This is a genomic window from Streptomyces rubradiris (assembly GCF_016860525.1).
Classification (GTDB): domain Bacteria; phylum Actinomycetota; class Actinomycetes; order Streptomycetales; family Streptomycetaceae; genus Streptomyces; species Streptomyces rubradiris.
The window spans coordinates 1,535,188-1,552,336 of the sequence record NZ_BNEA01000001.1 but is presented as its reverse complement, the minus strand read 5'-3'; the positions used below and the strand labels follow the sequence as shown (position 1 = coordinate 1,552,336).

The 17,149-nt window shown below is 71.5% G+C and carries 21 protein-coding genes; 16 read left to right on the top strand and 5 right to left on the bottom strand.

Going from position 1 to position 17,149, the window contains the following annotated elements; all coding sequences use genetic code 11:
• Positions 1-56: 56 nt before the first annotated feature.
• The 3 genes from Srubr_RS07225 (at position 57) to Srubr_RS07215 (ending at position 2,679) form a co-directional block, all read left to right on the top strand.
• The gene (locus Srubr_RS07225) at positions 57-1,046 is read left to right on the top strand and encodes a heme o synthase (RefSeq protein WP_373313612.1); all 990 of its coding nucleotides are present in this window, start codon (positions 57-59) and stop codon (positions 1,044-1,046) included.
• Positions 1,047-1,115: 69 nt separating this feature from the next.
• Positions 1,116-1,436, top strand: a complete 321-nt coding sequence (locus tag Srubr_RS07220; protein WP_189998177.1) for a hypothetical protein — start codon at positions 1,116-1,118, stop codon at positions 1,434-1,436.
• Positions 1,437-1,929: 493 nt separating this feature from the next.
• Entirely contained in the window at positions 1,930-2,679 is a 750-nt protein-coding gene (locus tag Srubr_RS07215) for a nucleotidyltransferase family protein (RefSeq protein WP_189998176.1), read from the top strand.
• 1 nt (position 2,680) lies between these two features.
• On the opposite strand, the gene Srubr_RS07210 is transcribed toward Srubr_RS07215, so the two are convergent.
• The 4 genes from Srubr_RS07210 to Srubr_RS07195 all read right to left on the bottom strand — a co-directional run bounded on the left by Srubr_RS07210 (position 2,681) and on the right by Srubr_RS07195 (position 6,366).
• The gene (locus Srubr_RS07210; protein WP_189998175.1) at positions 2,681-3,691 is read right to left on the bottom strand and encodes a COX15/CtaA family protein; all 1,011 of its coding nucleotides are present in this window, start codon (positions 3,689-3,691) and stop codon (positions 2,681-2,683) included.
• A gap of 141 nt (positions 3,692-3,832) precedes the next feature.
• Positions 3,833-4,549: an ABC transporter permease gene (locus tag Srubr_RS07205; RefSeq protein ID WP_229926904.1), complete on the bottom strand. Its 717-nt coding sequence runs from the start codon at positions 4,547-4,549 to the stop codon at positions 3,833-3,835.
• A 47-nt stretch (positions 4,550-4,596) separates the two neighbouring features.
• On the bottom strand, positions 4,597-5,520 hold the full coding sequence (locus Srubr_RS07200) for an ABC transporter ATP-binding protein (protein ID WP_189998173.1): 924 nt from the start codon (positions 5,518-5,520) through the stop codon (positions 4,597-4,599).
• A gap of 30 nt (positions 5,521-5,550) precedes the next feature.
• Positions 5,551-6,366 (bottom strand): AAC(3) family N-acetyltransferase, encoded by an 816-nt coding sequence (locus Srubr_RS07195; RefSeq protein WP_189998172.1) that lies wholly within the window; start codon positions 6,364-6,366, stop codon positions 5,551-5,553.
• Positions 6,367-6,550: 184 nt separating this feature from the next.
• Between Srubr_RS07195 and Srubr_RS07190 the strand changes: the two genes are divergently transcribed.
• The 11 genes from Srubr_RS07190 (at position 6,551) to dapD (ending at position 15,131) form a co-directional block, all read left to right on the top strand.
• Positions 6,551-7,285, top strand: a complete 735-nt coding sequence (locus Srubr_RS07190; RefSeq protein WP_189998171.1) for a helix-turn-helix transcriptional regulator — start codon at positions 6,551-6,553, stop codon at positions 7,283-7,285.
• The gene (gene sufB, locus Srubr_RS07185; RefSeq protein WP_055707848.1) at positions 7,282-8,703 is read left to right on the top strand and encodes a Fe-S cluster assembly protein SufB; all 1,422 of its coding nucleotides are present in this window, start codon (positions 7,282-7,284) and stop codon (positions 8,701-8,703) included. Before Srubr_RS07190 ends, sufB begins: the two co-directional genes overlap by 4 nt.
• A gap of 54 nt (positions 8,704-8,757) precedes the next feature.
• Positions 8,758-9,975, top strand: coding sequence for a Fe-S cluster assembly protein SufD (sufD, locus tag Srubr_RS07180; protein WP_189998170.1), 1,218 nt, complete (start codon positions 8,758-8,760; stop codon positions 9,973-9,975).
• The gene (locus tag Srubr_RS07175) at positions 9,972-10,292 is read left to right on the top strand and encodes a non-heme iron oxygenase ferredoxin subunit (RefSeq protein WP_189998169.1); all 321 of its coding nucleotides are present in this window, start codon (positions 9,972-9,974) and stop codon (positions 10,290-10,292) included. Before sufD ends, Srubr_RS07175 begins: the two co-directional genes overlap by 4 nt.
• Before the next feature lie 7 nt (positions 10,293-10,299).
• Positions 10,300-11,064, top strand: a complete 765-nt coding sequence (gene sufC / locus Srubr_RS07170; RefSeq protein WP_189998168.1) for a Fe-S cluster assembly ATPase SufC — start codon at positions 10,300-10,302, stop codon at positions 11,062-11,064.
• Complete coding sequence (locus Srubr_RS07165) at positions 11,061-12,317, top strand: cysteine desulfurase (protein WP_189998167.1); 1,257 nt, start codon at positions 11,061-11,063, stop codon at positions 12,315-12,317. The genes sufC and Srubr_RS07165 overlap by 4 nt, the downstream gene beginning before the upstream one ends.
• Positions 12,318-12,333: 16 nt before the next feature.
• A complete protein-coding gene (sufU, locus tag Srubr_RS07160; protein WP_189998166.1) occupies positions 12,334-12,801 on the top strand; it encodes a Fe-S cluster assembly sulfur transfer protein SufU in 468 nt (155 codons plus the stop codon).
• The gene (locus tag Srubr_RS07155) at positions 12,798-13,130 is read left to right on the top strand and encodes a metal-sulfur cluster assembly factor (RefSeq protein WP_189998165.1); all 333 of its coding nucleotides are present in this window, start codon (positions 12,798-12,800) and stop codon (positions 13,128-13,130) included. The genes sufU and Srubr_RS07155 overlap by 4 nt, the downstream gene beginning before the upstream one ends.
• Positions 13,131-13,219: 89 nt before the next feature.
• The gene (locus Srubr_RS07150) at positions 13,220-13,543 is read left to right on the top strand and encodes a DMT family transporter (RefSeq protein ID WP_189998164.1); all 324 of its coding nucleotides are present in this window, start codon (positions 13,220-13,222) and stop codon (positions 13,541-13,543) included.
• Positions 13,543-14,079 (top strand): TetR/AcrR family transcriptional regulator, encoded by a 537-nt coding sequence (locus Srubr_RS07145; protein WP_189998163.1) that lies wholly within the window; start codon positions 13,543-13,545, stop codon positions 14,077-14,079. Before Srubr_RS07150 ends, Srubr_RS07145 begins: the two co-directional genes overlap by 1 nt.
• A 65-nt stretch (positions 14,080-14,144) precedes the next feature.
• The gene (gene dapD / locus Srubr_RS07140; protein ID WP_189998162.1) at positions 14,145-15,131 is read left to right on the top strand and encodes a 2,3,4,5-tetrahydropyridine-2,6-dicarboxylate N-succinyltransferase; all 987 of its coding nucleotides are present in this window, start codon (positions 14,145-14,147) and stop codon (positions 15,129-15,131) included.
• Between the two features lie 53 nt (positions 15,132-15,184).
• Here the strand turns inward: dapD and dapA are convergent, their stop codons facing one another.
• Positions 15,185-16,105: a 4-hydroxy-tetrahydrodipicolinate synthase gene (gene dapA, locus Srubr_RS07135; RefSeq protein WP_189998161.1), complete on the bottom strand. Its 921-nt coding sequence runs from the start codon at positions 16,103-16,105 to the stop codon at positions 15,185-15,187.
• Positions 16,106-16,276: 171 nt separating this feature from the next.
• Here dapA and Srubr_RS07130 point away from each other — a divergent pair, with 171 nt between their 5' ends.
• Together Srubr_RS07130 and Srubr_RS07125 are read left to right on the top strand one after the other, a co-directional pair.
• A complete protein-coding gene (locus Srubr_RS07130; protein ID WP_189998160.1) occupies positions 16,277-16,417 on the top strand; it encodes a hypothetical protein in 141 nt (46 codons plus the stop codon).
• A complete protein-coding gene (locus tag Srubr_RS07125; protein WP_189998159.1) occupies positions 16,414-17,109 on the top strand; it encodes a hypothetical protein in 696 nt (231 codons plus the stop codon). Before Srubr_RS07130 ends, Srubr_RS07125 begins: the two co-directional genes overlap by 4 nt.
• The last annotated feature ends 40 nt before the right edge of the window (positions 17,110-17,149 follow it).

Below are 17,149 nucleotides of genomic sequence, written 5' to 3'. Positions count from 1 at the left end.
GCGAGCCGTAACCCGGAGTGTCCGGCAGGAGGCTCGCTGGGATGTCTCTGTCAGGGGTGTGCGTGACGGCCGTCGAATCCCGTCCTGGGGGTCCCTCCCAGGCCCTCAAGGCCCTGGGGGAGGGTGTGCTCGGTGGTGCGAGCCAGGGCCCGGTTCACCGGCCGTTGGGGGCCCGTGTCAAGGCGTTCGTGGCGCTGACCAAGCCACGGATCATCGAGCTGCTGCTCATCACCACCGTTCCGGTGATGTTCCTGGCGCAGCAGGGTGTGCCGGACCTGAAGCTGGTCCTGCTCACCTGCCTCGGCGGCTATCTGTCGGCGGGCGGCGCCAACGCGCTCAACATGTACATCGACCGGGACATCGACGCCCTGATGGACCGCACCTCCCAGCGCCCGCTGGTGACCGGGATGGTCAGTCCGCGCGAGTGCATGGCGTTCGGCATCAGCCTGGCGGTCGTCTCGACGCTGCTGTTCGGGTTCACCGTCAACTGGCTGAGCGCCTGGCTGTCACTCGGGGCGCTCCTCTTCTACGTCGTCGTCTACACGATGATCCTCAAGCGGCGCACGTCGCAGAACATCGTGTGGGGCGGCATCGCGGGCTGCATGCCGGTGCTCATCGGCTGGTCGTCCGTGACGAACTCGCTGTCCTGGGCGCCGGTCATCCTCTTCCTCGTCATGTTCTTCTGGACGCCGCCGCACTACTGGCCGCTGTCCATGAAGGTCAAGGAGGACTACGCGCGCGTGGGCGTGCCGATGCTGCCGGTCATCGCCTCCAACAAGGTGGTCGCCAAGCAGATCGTCATCTACAGCTGGGTGATGGTCGTCGTCTCCCTGCTGCTGACCCCCCTCGGCTACACCGGCTGGTTCTACACGGCCGTCGCCCTCGCGGCGGGCGGCTGGTGGCTGTGGGAGGCGCACGCGCTGCAGAACCGGGCCAAGGCCGAGGCGACGGGCACGAAGCTGAAGGAGATGCGGCTCTTCCACTGGTCGATCACCTACGTGTCGCTGCTGTTCGTGGCGGTCGCGGTGGACCCGTTCCTGCGCTGAGCCGCACCGGGCGTACGTCACAGCGCCCTGCCCTCGCCAGTCGATCTACCGGTGAGTAGCATCCTGGGCATGGCAGACACGCAGCAGGTTGACGCGAGGGCCGAGCGCACGGTGTCCCGGCTCGCCCACCGGATCGGCGCCTTCGCCAAGGCGCACGGCGGCGCGGAGGGCCAGGTGGCCCACATCGGCGAACGCGGCGCCCGCATCGTCCTCGTCGGCGAGGACGGCGCCTGGGGCGACCTGGTGGCCCCCACGTACGCCATCGCCGAGCAGGCGGTGACCAAGTCCGGCATCACGGTCCACGAGTCCTTCGACGGCGAGTTCGCGGCCAAGGTGACCACGGGGCCGTACGAGTGGAAGCGGATGGCCGGCATCCAGATCGGCGGCTGAACCACCACCCCGACGCCCCGCGGCTCCGCCGCGGGGCGCGCTTGTTCGGCACGAGACCTTTTCCGGCAGTGCCCGCCTGCCCGAGTTCTCCAGCGGCGCCCGGCGCCTGCCCGAGCCGCACGTCGCCGGCGCCCGTCCGCCTCCGGAGGCCGCCCGGCGGGTGGCCCCGGCTGGCCGCGGTGGGTGGCGCGCGAGCCCGGTGCAGAGGCTTCGGTGGGTGGCCCGGATGATCGCGGCGGGTAGGGCGCGCCGGATGTACCGGCTCTGGCGGGTGGCCCGGCCGACCGGGTGTGGAGCCCTTCGGTGGGTGGCCCCGGCCGGTCGCCGTGGGCGGCGCGCGGGCCGGTGTGGAGCCCTTCGGTGGGTGGCCCCGGCCGGGTGTGGTGGGTGGCGTGCGGGCCGGAGGCAGAGGCTCCGGCGGGTGGCCCGGTCGGTCTCGGCGGGCCAAGCGCGCCGGATGTACACGCTCCGGTGGGACGCCGAGACTGGGCGGATGACGACCGCTTCCCTGCTCGACGGGTTCCTGGACGCCCTGCTGCCGTTGCGGCCCCGCGCCGTCTGGGCGCATGGCTCCCTGGCCGGCGGCGACTACCAGGAGGGGCGCAGCGACCTGGACCTCATCGCCGTACTGCCCGGCCCCCTCGGCCCGGCACACGCCTTACGGATCACCGCCCTGCACACCAGGCTGCGCCGGCGGCCCCTCGCGGCGAAGCTCCACTGCTCCTACCTCACCCCGGCCACCCTGGACGACCCGGACCGGCCGCACTTCACCTGGGCGCACGGCCGGCCGCTGCGCCGCCCGGTCACTCCTGTCACCCGGTGCGAGCTGCACGAGTTCGGCCGGGTGCTGTACGGGGAACCGCCGGGCGGGCTGCTGCCGCCGGTGCCGGAGGGGCAACTGCGCGACTTCGTCGTACGGGATCAGCGCGACTTCTGGCGGCCCGCGGTGGACCGGGCCCGGCTGTGGCGGCAGGACGTCTGGGTGGACCTGGGGCTGCTGACCTTCGCCCGGGCCACCGTGACCCTGCGCGACGGCCGGCTGATCTCCAAACGGGAGGCCCTGGCCGAGCTCCCGGCCCTCGGCGCGCCCGCCGAGGTGGTCGCGGACATCGCCCGCCGCCGGTACGAGGACCCCGTCCCCGCCCCGGCCGGCCCGGACCGGATCGCCCGGCGGGCCGCGGCGACCCGGGCTTTCCTTGGGCCGGCGATCGACGCCCTCGTCCGGGGCGCGGACGCCGGATGACTCAGGCGCGTGAGCCGACCGTCACCTCGGCCGGGGCCACCGGCAGGTCCCGTGGGGCCTCGGGGCGTTCGCGCAGCGCCAGCAGTACCCGCAGCACCCAGATCCACATCACCGTGGAGCCGAGCATGTGGGCGGCCACCAGGACCTCCGGGAGGTGGGTGAAGTACTGGACGTAGCCGATGGCTCCCTGGCACAGCAGGATGACGAACAGCTCCCGGGTGCGCGCCAGCGGCCCCTTCGGCGCGTCGACCGCCTTCAGCACGAACCACAGCGCGAACGTCAGCGTGACCACGATCCAGGCGAGCACCGCGTGCAGCTTGGAGACGGTCTCCCAGTCGATGGGGATGCGCTCGACCTCGCTGGAGTCGCCGGCGTGCGGCCCGGCCCCGGTCACCACCGTGCCGACGGCGATGAGCAGCGCGGACGCGGCCACCAGGAACCACACCAGCTGCGCCACCGCCTTGCCGACCAGCGGGCGCGGGGCCTCGTCGCCCTCCCGGGTGCGCTGCCACATGACCGTCGCGATGGCGATCAGGGCCGTGGAGAGCAGGAAGTGCGCGGCGACCGTGTACGGGTTCAGGCCGACCAGGACGACGATGCCACCGAGCACGGCGTTGCCCATGACGACCCAGAACTGCGCCCAGCCCAGCCGGGTCAGGCCGCGCCGCCACGGCTTCTCGGAGCGCGCGGCGATGATCGCCCAGCCGACGGCGGCGCACAGCACGTACGTCAGCATGCGGTTGCCGAACTCGATGATCCCGTGGAAGCCCATGGCCCGGGTGGTGGTCAGCGAGTCGTCGGTGCACGTGGGCCAGGTCGGGCAGCCGAGGCCCGAGCCGGTCAGGCGGACGGCGCCGCCGGTGACCACGATGACCACCGACATGACGAGCGCGGCGAGGGCCGCCCGCCGGACGGTCCGGGGGTCCGGGGTCCAGCGGTCGGCGATGAAGGCGAGCGGATTGCGCAGGGCGGCTTCGGCGTCGGCGCGGTTCAGCTTAGGCACGCGCACCATCGTAGGCCGCCGCTTGTGCACGCGTTCACGAGGGTCGCTCCGGCGGGGGTGTTCCCGCTCACGGCCAGGGCCGCTCGCCGGTAGGGGTCCTGCTCGCGGGGAGGGTCACTCGCCGACCGGGGGCGTGCCTCATGGGGAGGGTCACTCCCAGCGGAAGAAGCGTCCGGCCGCGGCCAGGCCGGCGACCGCCCAGGCGGCGAGGACGCCCAGGTCGCCCCAGGGCATGCCGGCGCCGTGCTGGAGCACGTCCCGCAGGCCGTCGGAGAGGGCGGAGATGGGCAGCAGGCCCAGGATCCGCTCTCCCGCCGAGCCGAACTTCTCCAGCGGCACGATCACCCCGCCGCCCACCAGCAGCAGCAGGAAGACCAGGTTGGCGGCGGCCAGTGTCGCCTCCGCCTTCAGGGTGCCCGCCATCAGCAGGCCGAGCCCGGAGAAGGCGGCGGTGCCGACGACGAGCAGGGCCACGACGGCGGCCGGGTTGCCGTGCGGGGACCAGCCCAGCGCGAAGGCGATCACCGTCAGCAGGACCACCTGGAGGACCTCCGTGACCAGCACGGACGCCGTCTTCGCGGTCATCAGGCCCCAGCGCGGCAGCGGCGAGGAGGCGAGCCGCTTGAGCACGCCGTAGCGGCGCTCGAAGCCCGTGGCGATGGCCTGCCCGGTGAACGCCGTCGACATCACGGCCAGCGCCAGCACGCCGGGGGCGAGGAAGTCGACCGCCTCGCCCTCGCCGGTGTCCACGATGTCGACGGAGCTGAAGAGCGTCAGCAGCAGGGTCGGGATCACGACCGTCAGCAGCAGCTGCTCGCCGTTGCGCAGCAGCATCTTCGTCTCCAGCGCCGCCTGCGCCGCGATCATGCGGGGGAGCGGGGCCGCTCCGGGCTTCGGGGTGTACGTACCCGTGGTCACGAGCGCAGCTCCTTGCCGGTCAGCTCCAGGAAGACGTCCTCCAGCGTGTGCCGCTCGACCGAGATCCGGTCGGGCATCACCCCGTGCTGGGCGCACCAGGAGGTCACGGTGGCCAGCAGCTGCGGGTCGACCTTGCCGACGACCCGGTAGCCGCCCGGGGTCAGCTCGGCGGCCGCGCAGTCGGCCGGGAGCGCCTTGAGCAGCGAGCCGACGTCGAGGCCGGGGCGGCCGGTGAAGCGCAGGGTGTTCTCGGCACCGCCCTTGCACAGCTCCTCCGGGGAGCCCTGGGCGATGACCCGGCCGCCGTCGATGATCGCCACGTCGTCGGCGAGCTGTTCGGCCTCGTCCATGTGGTGCGTGGTGAGGATCACCGACACGCCGTCGGCGCGTAGGTCCCGCACCAGGTCCCAGGTCGCCCGGCGGGCCTGCGGGTCCAGGCCGGCGGTGGGCTCGTCCAGGAACACCAGTTCCGGGCGGCCCACGACGGCCATGGCGAGCGCGAGCCGCTGCTGCTGGCCGCCGGAGAGCCGGCGGTAGCTCGTCCGGCCGCAGGAGCCGAGGCCGAGGCGTTCGACGAGGGCGTCGACGTCGAGCGGGTGCGCGTGCAGCTTCGCCACGTGCCGGAGCATCTCCTCGGCGCGGGCGCCGGAGTACACACCGCCGGACTGGAGCATCACGCCGATGCGGGGCCGCAGCTCGGCGGCCTGCCGGACCGGGTCGAGGCCCAGGACGCGCACCGTGCCGGAATCCGGCTTCCGGTACCCCTCGCAGGTCTCGACCGTGGTCGTCTTCCCGGCGCCGTTCGGGCCGAGTACGGCGGTCACGCCCGGCCGGGCCACCAGGTCGAGGCCGTCCACCGCGGTCTTCGTGCCGTACCGCTTGACCAGGGCCGCCACCTGGACCACAGGCTCACTTCGCATGGGGCCGAGTGTAGGGAGACCGCGCGCGGATCAGACGGGCGGGTACGGGAAGTCCTCCTCGCGTGGCCGGTGCGCCGCGAGCCACCGTTCGGCGTAGGCCACGGCGTCCGCCACCGGGAACAGCCGGGCGTCCGCGCCGCCGACCCGGCCGCGGCGGACGGGCCGGTCCCGCTCGAAGGCGTGCCCGAGTTCACCGAACCGGTCCGAGGTGATCGACACCTCGACCACCGTCTCCCAGCCGCCGCCGGGAGCGGGCCGGCCGACCTCCACGCGCGGGGCGGGTATCCGGTACTCGGCCAGGTGGAAGGCGGTGCAGGAGTCGTAGCCCGCGCCGAGCAGCAGGACCCGGGCGCCGAGCTGCTCCAGCCGGGCCAGCGGGCTGTGCTCGCCGAGCCGGCAGTCCGGGGCGTGGCCCTCGGTGATCTCCCGCGCGCGGGGGCCGAGCGCGGCGAAGGAGGTCTGCGGGTGGGCGCTGCGCAGGGCGCCGGGCCAGGTCCGCACGGTCTCGGGGATCACGCCGACTCCGCTGGAGGGGGTGACCAGCGGGTCGTACGGGGGCATGGTGGCGCGGATCCGGTCCCACCATTCCCGGGGCACCGGCGGGTTCTCCCACAGGGCCGGGTCGGACTGGTCGCCGGTCTGGGTGGGGACGACGAGGGTGCCGGCGGGGCCGAGCGCGTCGAGGAGTCCCTGGACGACCGCGACCGGGCCGCCGTTGACCCAGCCGAGCGAGCTGAGCGAGGAGTGCACGAGCAGGGTCTCGCCGCTCTCGACGCCCAGCAGGCGCAGACCTGTGGCGAGGGAGTCCCGAGTGACAAGTGGGCCGGTCGGAGGGGGTGCGGGCATGGTTCGGGAGTCTTCCGGACGGGGCCTTGGGGCGCCACCGTTTTCGACCGTGGAAACGATTTGGAATGATCAGCAGAAGATCGTTTCCGCAGGTCAGATTAGGTATGCCTAAGTGACGCAGGGCACCGCCCGATGATCCGGACGTCGCTTGTCAGGCTCCGCGGAATTACGCAACAATGGCGTTGTGAAAAACGTCGGCGAGGCTCGGGAGACCCCCACGGGGGCCCCTCAGGAGGAGCTAGCGACCGGTGAGCGCTCCACGCGCAACCGGGTCGCGCGCTCCATCCTGGACCACGGGCCGTCGACCGTCGCCGAACTCGCCGGCCGGCTGGGGCTGACCCAGGCGGCCGTCCGGCGCCATCTGGACGCGCTCGTCGCGGACGATGTCGTGGAGGCCCGCGAGCAGCGGGTGTACGGCACGCGCACGCGTGGCCGCCCCGCCAAGGTCTTCGCGCTCACCGACTGCGGCCGGGACGCGTTCGACCAGTCCTACGACAAGCTCGCTGCGGACGCGCTCCGCTGGATCGCCGAGCGGGAGGGCGGCCCCCAGGCGGTCGCCGCCTTCGCCCGCGCCCGGGTCGCCGCCCAGGCGCGTGCCTACCGCGAGGCGATCGAGGCCGCGACCCCGGACAAGCGCGCCGAAGCACTGGCCAAGGCCCTGAGCGCGGACGGGTACGCTGCTACGGCGCGCAGCGCACCGGTCGGCGAGCAGCTCTGCCAGCACCACTGCCCGGTCGCCCATGTCGCGGAACAGTTCCCGCAGCTGTGCGAGGCGGAGACGGAGATCTTCGCGGAGCTGCTGGGCACCCACGTCCAGCGACTGGCGACCATCGCGCACGGCGACGGCGTCTGCACGACGTTCATCCCCAAGATTTCCACTGACGCACCTGCAAGCACGGCCGGGAGGAACCCCGCATGACTCTCCCCACGGAGACTGCCCACCCTGAGCTGGAGGGCCTGGGCAAGTACGAATACGGCTGGGCCGACTCGGACGTGGCCGGTGCCTCCGCCAGGCGTGGCCTGAGCGAGGAGGTCGTCCGCGACATCTCCGGCAAGAAGTCGGAGCCGGAGTGGATGACCAAGCTGCGCCTGAAGGGCCTGAAGCTCTTCGAGAAGAAGCCGATGCCGAACTGGGGCTCCGACCTCTCGGGCATCGACTTCGACAACATCAAGTACTTCGTGCGCTCCACGGAGAAGCAGGCGGAGTCCTGGGAGGACCTGCCCGAGGACATCAAGAACACCTACGACAAGCTGGGCATCCCGGAGGCCGAGAAGCAGCGCCTGGTCGCCGGTGTCGCCGCCCAGTACGAGTCCGAGGTCGTCTACCACCAGATCCGCGAGGACCTGGAGGAGCAGGGTGTCATCTTCCTGGACACCGACACGGCGCTGAAGGAGCACCCGGAGCTCTTCAAGGAGTACTTCGGCACGGTCATCCCGGCCGGTGACAACAAGTTCGCCGCGCTGAACACCGCCGTGTGGTCCGGCGGCTCCTTCATCTACGTGCCGAAGGGCGTGCACGTCGAGATCCCGCTCCAGGCCTACTTCCGCATCAACACGGAGAACATGGGCCAGTTCGAGCGGACCCTGATCATCGTCGACGAGGGTGCCTACGTGCACTACGTCGAGGGCTGCACGGCGCCGATCTACAAGTCCGACTCGCTGCACTCCGCGGTCGTCGAGATCATCGTCAAGAAGAACGCCCGCTGCCGTTACACGACCATCCAGAACTGGTCGAACAACGTCTACAACCTGGTCACCAAGCGCGCCGTCGCCTACGAGGGCGCGACCATGGAGTGGATCGACGGCAACATCGGCTCCAAGGTGACGATGAAGTACCCGGCCGTCTACCTGATGGGCGAGCACGCCAAGGGCGAGACCCTGTCCATCGCCTTCGCGGGCGAGGGCCAGCACCAGGACGCGGGCGCCAAGATGGTCCACATGGCGCCGAACACGTCGTCCAACATCGTCTCCAAGTCCGTGGCGCGCGGCGGCGGCCGTACCTCCTACCGCGGTCTGATCGAGATCGGCGAGGGCGCCGCCGGCTCCAAGTCCAACGTGCTGTGCGACGCGCTGCTGGTCGACACCATCTCCCGGTCGGACACGTACCCGTACGTCGACGTCCGCGAGGACGACGTGTCCATGGGCCACGAGGCCACCGTCTCCAAGGTCTCCGAGGACCAGCTCTTCTACCTGATGAGCCGCGGTCTGTCCGAGGACGAGGCGATGGCGATGATCGTGCGCGGCTTCGTCGAGCCGATCGCCAAGGAACTGCCCATGGAGTACGCGCTGGAGCTCAACCGGCTGATCGAGCTGCAGATGGAGGGCGCGGTCGGCTGACCGCCGCCATCGCCAGCAGACGTCTTACTCAGGAAAGAGAGCACTACGACAGCCATGGCTGAGGCCCAGAACTCCCCCACGCTCGGCTCCGCTCGCGCGGGGGGCCCCCCACCGGTGGGCTCCACCACCGCCGGCTCGATCGCGGTCGCCGCGGAGTCGACCGTCGTCTCGCGCATGAGCGCGCCCCCGTCCTTCGACGTGGCGGACTTCCCGGTCCCGCACGGCCGTGAGGAGGAGTGGCGGTTCACCCCGCTGGAGCGGCTGCGCGGGCTGCACGACGGCACCGCCGTCGCGGGCGGCGACGGCGTGAAGGTCGACGTACAGGCCCCCGAGGGCGTCACCGTCGAGACCGTCGGCCGCGACGACGCGCGAGTCGGCAGGGCGACCCCCGTCGACCGCGTCGCCGCGCAGGCGTACTCCGCCTTCCAGCAGGCCTCGGTCGTGACCGTGCCCAAGGAGACCGTGCTCACCGAGCCGATCCGCATCGCGGTGCACGGCCAGGGCGGTACCGCCTTCGGCCACCAGGTCATCGAGCTGGGCGCCTTCGCCGAGGCCGTCGTGGTCATCGACCACACCGGTGACGCGGTGCTCGCCGCCAACGTCGACTACGTCCTGGGCGACGGCGCCAAGCTGACCGTCGTCTCCGTCCAGGACTGGGACGACAAGGCCGTGCACGTCGGCCAGCACAACGCGCTGATCGGCCGGGACGCCTCCTTCAAGTCCGTCGTCGTCACCTTCGGCGGCGACCTGGTGCGCCTGCACCCCCGCGTGGAGTACGCCGGCCCCGGCGGCGAGGCGGAGCTGTTCGGCCTGTACTTCACCGACGCCGGCCAGCACCACGAGCACCGCCTGCTGGTCACGCACAACACCCCGCACTGCAAGTCGAACGTCGTCTACAAGGGCGCGCTCCAGGGCGACGACGCGCACGCCGTCTGGATCGGCGACGTGCTCATCGAGGCCAAGGCCGAGGGCACGGACACCTACGAGATGAACCGCAACCTGGTCCTCACGGACGGCGCGCGCGTCGACTCGGTGCCGAACCTGGAGATCGAGACCGGCGAGATCGTCGGCGCCGGCCACGCCTCCGCCACCGGCCGCTTCGACGACGAGCAGCTCTTCTACCTGATGGCCCGCGGCATCCCGGAGCACGAGGCCCGCCGCCTGGTGGTCCGTGGCTTCTTCGCCGAGCTGGTCCAGCAGATCGGCGTCGCCGACATCGAGGAGCGGCTGCTCGCCAAGATCGAGACGGAGCTGGAGGCCTCGGTCGCATGACGACCTTCGTACGCGTCTGCGGACTGGGCGAGCTGTCGGAGGACACCCCGAAGCGGGTGGAGATCGACGGCACGCCGGTCTCGGTCGTACGGACCGAGGGCGAGGTGTTCGCGATCCACGACATCTGCTCGCACGCGAACGTCTCGCTGTCGGAGGGCGAGGTCGACGACTGCCACATCGAGTGCTGGCTGCACGGCTCGCGCTTCGACCTGCGGTCCGGCAAGCCCGACAGTCTTCCGGCGACGCGCCCCGTCCCCGTATACCCCGTAAAGATCGAAGGGGACGACGTTCTCGTCTCCCTCACCCAGGAGTCCTGAGGCACCCATGGCAACGCTTGAAATCCGAGACCTGCACGTCACCGTCGAGGCCGACAACGCCACGAAGGAGATCCTCAAGGGCGTCGACCTCACCGTGAAGCAGGGCGAGACGCACGCCATCATGGGCCCCAACGGCTCCGGCAAGTCGACCCTCGCCTACTCCCTCGCGGGTCACCCGAAGTACACCATCACCGGCGGCACCGTCACCCTGGACGGCGAGGACGTCCTGGAGATGTCGGTCGACGAGCGGGCCCGCGCCGGCCTGTTCCTGGCGATGCAGTACCCGGTCGAGGTCCCCGGCGTCTCCGTCTCCAACTTCCTGCGCACCTCCGCCACCGCCGTCCGCGGCGAGGCCCCGAAGCTGCGCACCTGGGTGAAGGAGGTCAAGGAGGCCATGGAGCGCCTCAACATGGACCCGTCCTTCGCCGAGCGCAATGTCAACGAGGGCTTCTCCGGCGGTGAGAAGAAGCGCCACGAGATCCTCCAGCTTGAGCTGCTCAGGCCGAAGGTCGCGATCCTCGACGAGACGGACTCCGGTCTGGACGTCGACGCGCTCCGCATCGTCTCCGAGGGCGTCAACCGCGTCCGCGAGACCGGCGAGGTCGGCACCCTGCTGATCACGCACTACACGCGCATCCTGCGCTACATCAAGCCCGACCACGTCCACGTGTTCGCCGGCGGCCGCATCGTCGAGTCCGGCGGCCCCGAGCTCGCGGACAAGCTGGAGAACGAGGGCTACGAGGCATACGTGAAGGGTGGCGCATCCGCGTGACACAGCTGCCGGGCCTCCTCGACACCGAGGCGATCCGCAAGGACTTCCCCATCCTGGACCGAGTCGTCCACGACGGCAGGAAGCTCGTGTACCTGGACAACGCGGCGACCAGTCAGAAGCCGCGCCAGGTGCTGGACGCCCTGAGCGAGTACTACGAGCGCTACAACGCCAACGTCCACCGCGGTGTGCATGTGCTCGCCGAGGAGGCCACGGCGCTGTACGAGGGCGCGCGCGACAAGGTCGCCGAGTTCGTCAACGCGCCCAGCCGCGACGAGGTGATCTTCACCAAGAACGCCTCCGAGTCGCTGAACCTCGTGGCGAACATGCTCGGCTGGGCCGACGAGCCCTACCGGGTGGACCAGGACACCGAGATCGTCATCACGGAGATGGAGCACCACTCCAACATCGTGCCGTGGCAGCTGCTGGCGCAGCGCACGGGCGCGAAGCTGAAGTGGTTCGGCCTCACCGACGACGGCCGGCTGGACCTGTCGAACATCGACGAGATCATCACGGAGAAGACGAAGATCGTCTCCTTCGTGCTGGTGTCGAACATCCTGGGCACGGTCAACCCGGTCGAGACGATCATCCGGCGCGCCCAGGAGGTCGGCGCGCTGGTGTGCATCGACGCCTCCCAGGCCGCCCCGCACATGCCGCTGGACGTGCAGGCGCTCCAGGCCGACTTCGTGGCCTTCACCGGCCACAAGATGTGCGGCCCGACCGGCATCGGCGTGCTGTGGGGCCGCCAGGAGCTGCTGGAGGACCTGCCTCCCTTCCTGGGCGGCGGCGAGATGATCGAGACCGTCTCGATGCACTCCTCCACCTACGCCCCGGCACCGCACAAGTTCGAGGCGGGCACGCCCCCGATCGCGCAGGCGGTCGGGCTCGGCGCGGCGATCGACTACCTGAACTCGATCGGCATGGACAAGATCCTCGCCCATGAGCACGCGCTGACGGAGTACGCGGTGCGGCGCCTGGCCGAGGTGCCGGACCTGAGGATCATCGGTCCGACGACGGCCGAGGACCGGGGCGCGGCGATCTCCTTCACGCTCGGCGACATCCACCCGCACGACGTGGGCCAGGTGCTGGACGAGCAGGGCATCGCGGTGCGGGTCGGCCACCACTGCGCGCGTCCGGTCTGCCTCCGCTACGGAATTCCCGCGACCACGCGAGCGTCGTTCTATCTGTACTCCTCGCCGGCCGAGATCGACGCTCTGGTCGACGGCCTGGAGCACGTACGGAACTTCTTCGGCTGAGAGGCGTGCTGACAAGGTGAAGCTGGACTCGATGTACCAGGACGTCATCCTGGACCACTACAAGAACCCGCACGGGCGTGGTCTGAGGGATGGCGACGCCGAGGTGCACCATGTGAACCCGACGTGCGGCGACGAGATCACCCTGCGCGTGAAGTACGACGGCACGAAGATCGAGGACGTGTCGTACGAGGGCCAGGGCTGCTCGATCAGCCAGGCCAGCGCGTCGGTCCTCAACGACCTGCTGGTCGGCAAGGACCTGGACGAGGCGCAGAAGATCCAGGAGACCTTCCTGGAGCTGATGCAGTCCAAGGGCAGGATCGAGCCCGACGACGCGATGGAGGAGGTCCTGGAGGACGCGGTCGCGTTCGCCGGGGTCTCCAAGTATCCCGCGCGGGTCAAGTGCGCCCTCCTGAGCTGGATGGCGTGGAAGGACGCGACGGCCCAGGCGCTGGGTGGCGCCGACGCCGAAAGGAAGACGGCATGACCGACACCGCTGAGATGAAGCCGGCATCGGAGGAGGAGCTCCGCGAGGCCCTGATGGACGTGGTCGACCCCGAGCTGGGCATCGACGTCGTCAACCTGGGCCTGATCTACGGCATCCACATCGACGACGCCAACATCGCGACCGTCGACATGACCCTCACCTCGGCGGCCTGCCCGCTGACGGACGTCATCGAGGACCAGGCCAAGTCCGCCACCGACGGCCTGGTCAACGAGCTGCGCATCAACTGGGTCTGGATGCCGCCGTGGGGCCCCGACAAGATCACCGACGAGGGCCGCGACCAGCTCCGCGCGCTGGGCTTCAACGTCTGACCGCACCGCGTGTGTGAAGCGGCGGTACCCCGTGGGGTGCCGCCGCTTTCGCGTGCCCGTCCGCGGGCCCGTTGTGTACGCTCGTACACATGGGATATCTGCTGCTCGCGGGTGCTATCGCGGCCGAGGTCACCGCTACGACGGCGATGAAGTACAGCGAGGGATTCAGCCGGCTCGGGCCCTCGCTGGTGACGGCGGTGGGGTACGTCGTGTCGTTCGCGCTGCTCGCCCAGACGCTGAAGACCGTGCAGATCGGCACCGCCTACGCCATCTGGTCCGGGGTCGGCACCGCGGCCATCGCCGTCCTCGGGCTGCTGCTGTTCGGGGAGGGGCTGACGGCGGCCAAGGTCGGCGGGATCCTGCTGATCATCGGGGGCGTGGTGGTGCTGAACATGGGCGGGGCGACGCACTGATGCCCCGCCGCCACGACCCCGGGCGCCGGCAGCGGATCATCGACGCGGCGATCCGCGTGGTGGGGCGGGACGGCATCGCCGGGCTGAGCCACCGCAGCGTCGCCGCCGAGGCGGACGTGCCGCTCGGCTCCACCACGTACCACTTCGCCACCCTGGAAGAGCTGCTGGTGGCCGCGTTGCGGCAGGCCGGCGAGGGGTTCTCCGGGGTACTGGCCGAGCTGGTCCCGGAGCACGGCGGCCCGGACGGCCTCGCCGCGCAGCTGGCCCGGGCCCTGGGGGTGTGGCTGGGCGGCGAGCGCACCGGCGTGGAGCTGGAGTACGAGCTGTACCTGGCCGCGCTGCGCCGCCCCGCGCTGCGCCCCGTCGCCGCCGAGTGGACCGAGCGGGCTGCGGCGCCGCTGGCCCGGCGCACCGACCCGGTCACGGCCCGGGCCCTGCTCGCGCTGATGGACGGCCTGTGCCTCCAGGTGCTGCTGACGGGCGGTTCGTACGACGAGGACCACGCGCGCACCCTGCTGGCTCGGCTGATCCCCTGAAAGGCGCGCCCGGCACGTGAGACGCGGTTCGCCCTCACCACCCCGCCCACGTTAGGTTTTCCCCCATGACCGAGTCTGCAACCCGTACCACCGGCGCCGTCGCCGCCGGCCTCGCCACCATCGCCTCCGACGGCACCGTTCTCGACACCTGGTTCCCGGCCCCTGAGCTGGTCGAGGAGCCGGGCCCGGCCGGCACCGAGCGGCTGACCGCCGAACAGGCGGCTCAGCTGCTGGGCGGCGGCGCCACCGCGGCGACCGGCCCGGACGCCCGCCGGGGCGTCGAGATGGTCGCGGTCCGCACGGTCATCACGTCGCTGGACGACAAGCCGGTGGACGCGCACGACGTCTACCTGCGGCTGCACCTGCTCAGCCACCGGCTCGTCAAGCCGCACGGCCTCAGCCTGGAGGGCCAGTTCGGCTTCCTCGCCAACGTCGCCTGGACCTCGCTCGGCCCGGTCGCGGTGGACGACATCGAGAAGGTGCGGCTGAACGCCCGCGCCGAGGGCCTGCACCTCCAGGTGACCTCGGTCGACAAGTTCCCGCGCATGACGGACTACGTGGTCCCCACGGGCGTGCGCATCGCCGACGCCGACCGGGTCCGCCTCGGCGCCCACCTCGCCGCCGGCACCACGGTCATGCACGAGGGCTTCGTCAACTTCAACGCCGGCACGCTCGGCACCTCCATGGTCGAGGGCCGGATCTCCGCGGGCGTCGTGGTCGGCGACGGCTCGGACATCGGCGGCGGCGCCTCCACCATGGGCACCCTGTCCGGCGGCGGCAACGTGGTCATCTCCATCGGCGAGCGCTGCCTGATCGGCGCCGAGGCGGGCATCGGCATCGCCCTCGGCGACGAGTGCGTGGTCGAGGCCGGCCTGTACATCACCGCGGGCACCCGCGTGACCATGCCCGACGGCCAGATCGTCAAGGCCCGCGAGCTCAACGGCGCCTCCAACATCCTCTTCCGCCGCAACTCGGTCACCGGCGCGGTCGAGGCCCGCCCGAACAACGCGGTCTGGGGCGGCCTGAACGACATCCTGCACAGCCACAACTGACACCCCGCCGCACCCGGCGCGGCGCCCGCCACCGTGTGGTGGCGGGCGCCGCGTCATGCGGCGGACCGGGGTGACCGGGCCGCGCGCAGCGCCTCGTAGCGGGACAGCAGGCCGTCGCTCGTCTCGCGGCCGGCGGGCAGCAGGGGGGCGCGGACCGGGCCCGCCGGGAGGCCGAGGCGGGTCAGCAGGGCCTTCGCGGTGACCGTGCCGGGCAGACCGGCGCCCGTCATCGCCTCGATCAACGGCGTGGCCGCCAGCTGGAGTTGCCGCGCCCGCGCGGTGTCGCCGGCGTCGAACGCGGCCGGGATCGCGGCGATGTGCGCCGGCACGGCGTTCGCGACCGTGCTGACGCAGCCCGCCGCGCCGACCGCGTACAGCGCCAGCACATGCTCGTCGCAGCCCGCGTAGTACGCCAACTCGCTCCGCGCCAGCACCTTCTGGGTGCCGAGGAAATCGTAGGAGCAGTCCTTGACGGCCACGATCCGCGGGTGCTCCGCGAGCCGGATCAGCGTCTCGGGTTCGATCCGGGTGCCGGTGCGGCCCGGGATGTCGTACAGCATCACCGGAAGTTCGCTCGCGTCGGCGACCTGCCGGAAGTGGGCGGCCACGGCCTCCTGCGGGGGCCGGCTGTAGTAGGGCGTCACCACCAGGACGCCGTCCGCGCCGGCCTTCCCGGCGGCGAGGGCCAGTCGAACCGTGTGCCGGGTGTCCGCCGAGCCCACGCCCGCGACCAGCGCCGCCCGGTCGCCGACCGCCTCCCGTACCGCCTCGATCAGCCGCGTCTTCTCCGCGTCGGTGGTGGTGGGCGACTCGCCCGTGGTGCCGTTCAGGACCAGGCCGTCGCAGCCCTCGGCCACCAGGTGCGCGGCCAGCCGCCGGGCGCCGTCCAGATCGAGCGCGCCGTCCTCGGTGAACGGCGTGATCATCGCGCAGAGGGTACGGCCGAAGGGCGGGGGCTTGCGGGTGCTCGTCATGGGAGTAGTCTCGGCGGCACATCCATGTAGCTCTACTTAATTCTCCTACGATATATGGTTAAGAATTACTGAGAGGTTTTGGATGCCGGACGGAGGCCCTGTGTTCAACTCGCCCCTTATGCGGCACCATGGCCGGAGGGTCACCACCGTCGTCCGGTCATGGGAGGCGCCATGAAGCTCGGCAAGGCACTGGCCACCGGGGTCGCCGAGGAGCGGCCGCTCGTCCACGCGGAGGAACCGCCACCGGTCGAGGAGACCGTCCGCACCGCACCGGCCGAACCGGCCCGCGAAGAGGTGCCGGCCGCCCGATGAGACTGCGGCTCCCGGCGGAACGCCCGACGGAGCCGCCGACCGGTTACAAGATCGCCCACCCGGTGCTGTCCCGGGACGGCACCAGGGCCGGGTTCACCGGGGTGTCGCTCGGCGGCGCGCTGCCGTACGCCGTCCTCGACGACGCCTCCTGCGTCTACGGCCGCGGGCACCGCCCGCCCGCGCGCCGCTGCGACTGCGGCTTCCACTGTGTGCACGACCGGGCCGCCGCCGAGGACCTGCGGTGCACCGCCGAGCACCGCGCGGCCGTGCTGCTGGAGGTCTCCGTCCTCGGCGCCTACATCCGCTTCGAGCGCGGCTTCCGCTACGCCCGGCAGCGGGTGCGTACGGCCACGGCCGGACCCTGCGGCTGCGGCACCGGTGCCGTCGCGCTGGCCGACGCCGGCTGGGGCCGTCCGGGCTGGCGGGCGCTGACCCCCGCCTGCGCGCTGTGCGTGCGCGGCCGTACGTCCGTGTCCCTCGCGGAGTTCGCCCGGCTGGCCGGACACGGGGTCCGGGTGGTCGCCGAGGGCGGTACCGGGCGTCCCGGGTCCGCCGAGTTGGTGTCCGGTGCGGGGCCGAGCGTGCCCGAACTCGTCGCGGAGGCCGCCCTGTTGCAGGCGCGCCTCGACTGGTTCCAGTCCCAACTCGCCCGGCTCGGCGAGCGCGGGGCGGGCGACGGCGCACAGGGGTGAGCGTCCCCGCGCCGGGTACCCGGACGGTCCGCACGGCACC

What these genes read in the sequence shown, in the direction of transcription:
- Srubr_RS07220 (WP_189998177.1), top strand. Translation starts at nt 1,116, where the DNA reads ATGGCAGACACGCAGCAGGTTGACGCGAGGGCCGAGCGCACGGTGTCC.
- Srubr_RS07215 (WP_189998176.1), top strand. Translation starts at nt 1,930, where the DNA reads ATGACGACCGCTTCCCTGCTCGACGGGTTCCTGGACGCCCTGCTGCCG.
- Srubr_RS07210 (WP_189998175.1), bottom strand. Translation starts at nt 3,691, where the DNA reads ATGGTGCGCGTGCCTAAGCTGAACCGCGCCGACGCCGAAGCCGCCCTG.
- Srubr_RS07205 (WP_229926904.1), bottom strand. Translation starts at nt 4,549, where the DNA reads ATGATCGCGGCGCAGGCGGCGCTGGAGACGAAGATGCTGCTGCGCAAC.
- Srubr_RS07200 (WP_189998173.1), bottom strand. Translation starts at nt 5,520, where the DNA reads ATGCGAAGTGAGCCTGTGGTCCAGGTGGCGGCCCTGGTCAAGCGGTAC.
- Srubr_RS07195 (WP_189998172.1), bottom strand. Translation starts at nt 6,366, where the DNA reads ATGCCCGCACCCCCTCCGACCGGCCCACTTGTCACTCGGGACTCCCTC.
- sufB (WP_055707848.1), top strand. Translation starts at nt 7,282, where the DNA reads ATGACTCTCCCCACGGAGACTGCCCACCCTGAGCTGGAGGGCCTGGGC.
- sufD (WP_189998170.1), top strand. Translation starts at nt 8,758, where the DNA reads ATGGCTGAGGCCCAGAACTCCCCCACGCTCGGCTCCGCTCGCGCGGGG.
- Srubr_RS07175 (WP_189998169.1), top strand. Translation starts at nt 9,972, where the DNA reads ATGACGACCTTCGTACGCGTCTGCGGACTGGGCGAGCTGTCGGAGGAC.
- sufC (WP_189998168.1), top strand. Translation starts at nt 10,300, where the DNA reads ATGGCAACGCTTGAAATCCGAGACCTGCACGTCACCGTCGAGGCCGAC.
- Srubr_RS07155 (WP_189998165.1), top strand. Translation starts at nt 12,798, where the DNA reads ATGACCGACACCGCTGAGATGAAGCCGGCATCGGAGGAGGAGCTCCGC.
- Srubr_RS07150 (WP_189998164.1), top strand. Translation starts at nt 13,220, where the DNA reads ATGGGATATCTGCTGCTCGCGGGTGCTATCGCGGCCGAGGTCACCGCT.
- Srubr_RS07145 (WP_189998163.1), top strand. Translation starts at nt 13,543, where the DNA reads ATGCCCCGCCGCCACGACCCCGGGCGCCGGCAGCGGATCATCGACGCG.
- dapD (WP_189998162.1), top strand. Translation starts at nt 14,145, where the DNA reads ATGACCGAGTCTGCAACCCGTACCACCGGCGCCGTCGCCGCCGGCCTC.
- dapA (WP_189998161.1), bottom strand. Translation starts at nt 16,105, where the DNA reads ATGACGAGCACCCGCAAGCCCCCGCCCTTCGGCCGTACCCTCTGCGCG.
- Srubr_RS07130 (WP_189998160.1), top strand. Translation starts at nt 16,277, where the DNA reads ATGAAGCTCGGCAAGGCACTGGCCACCGGGGTCGCCGAGGAGCGGCCG.
- Srubr_RS07125 (WP_189998159.1), top strand. Translation starts at nt 16,414, where the DNA reads ATGAGACTGCGGCTCCCGGCGGAACGCCCGACGGAGCCGCCGACCGGT.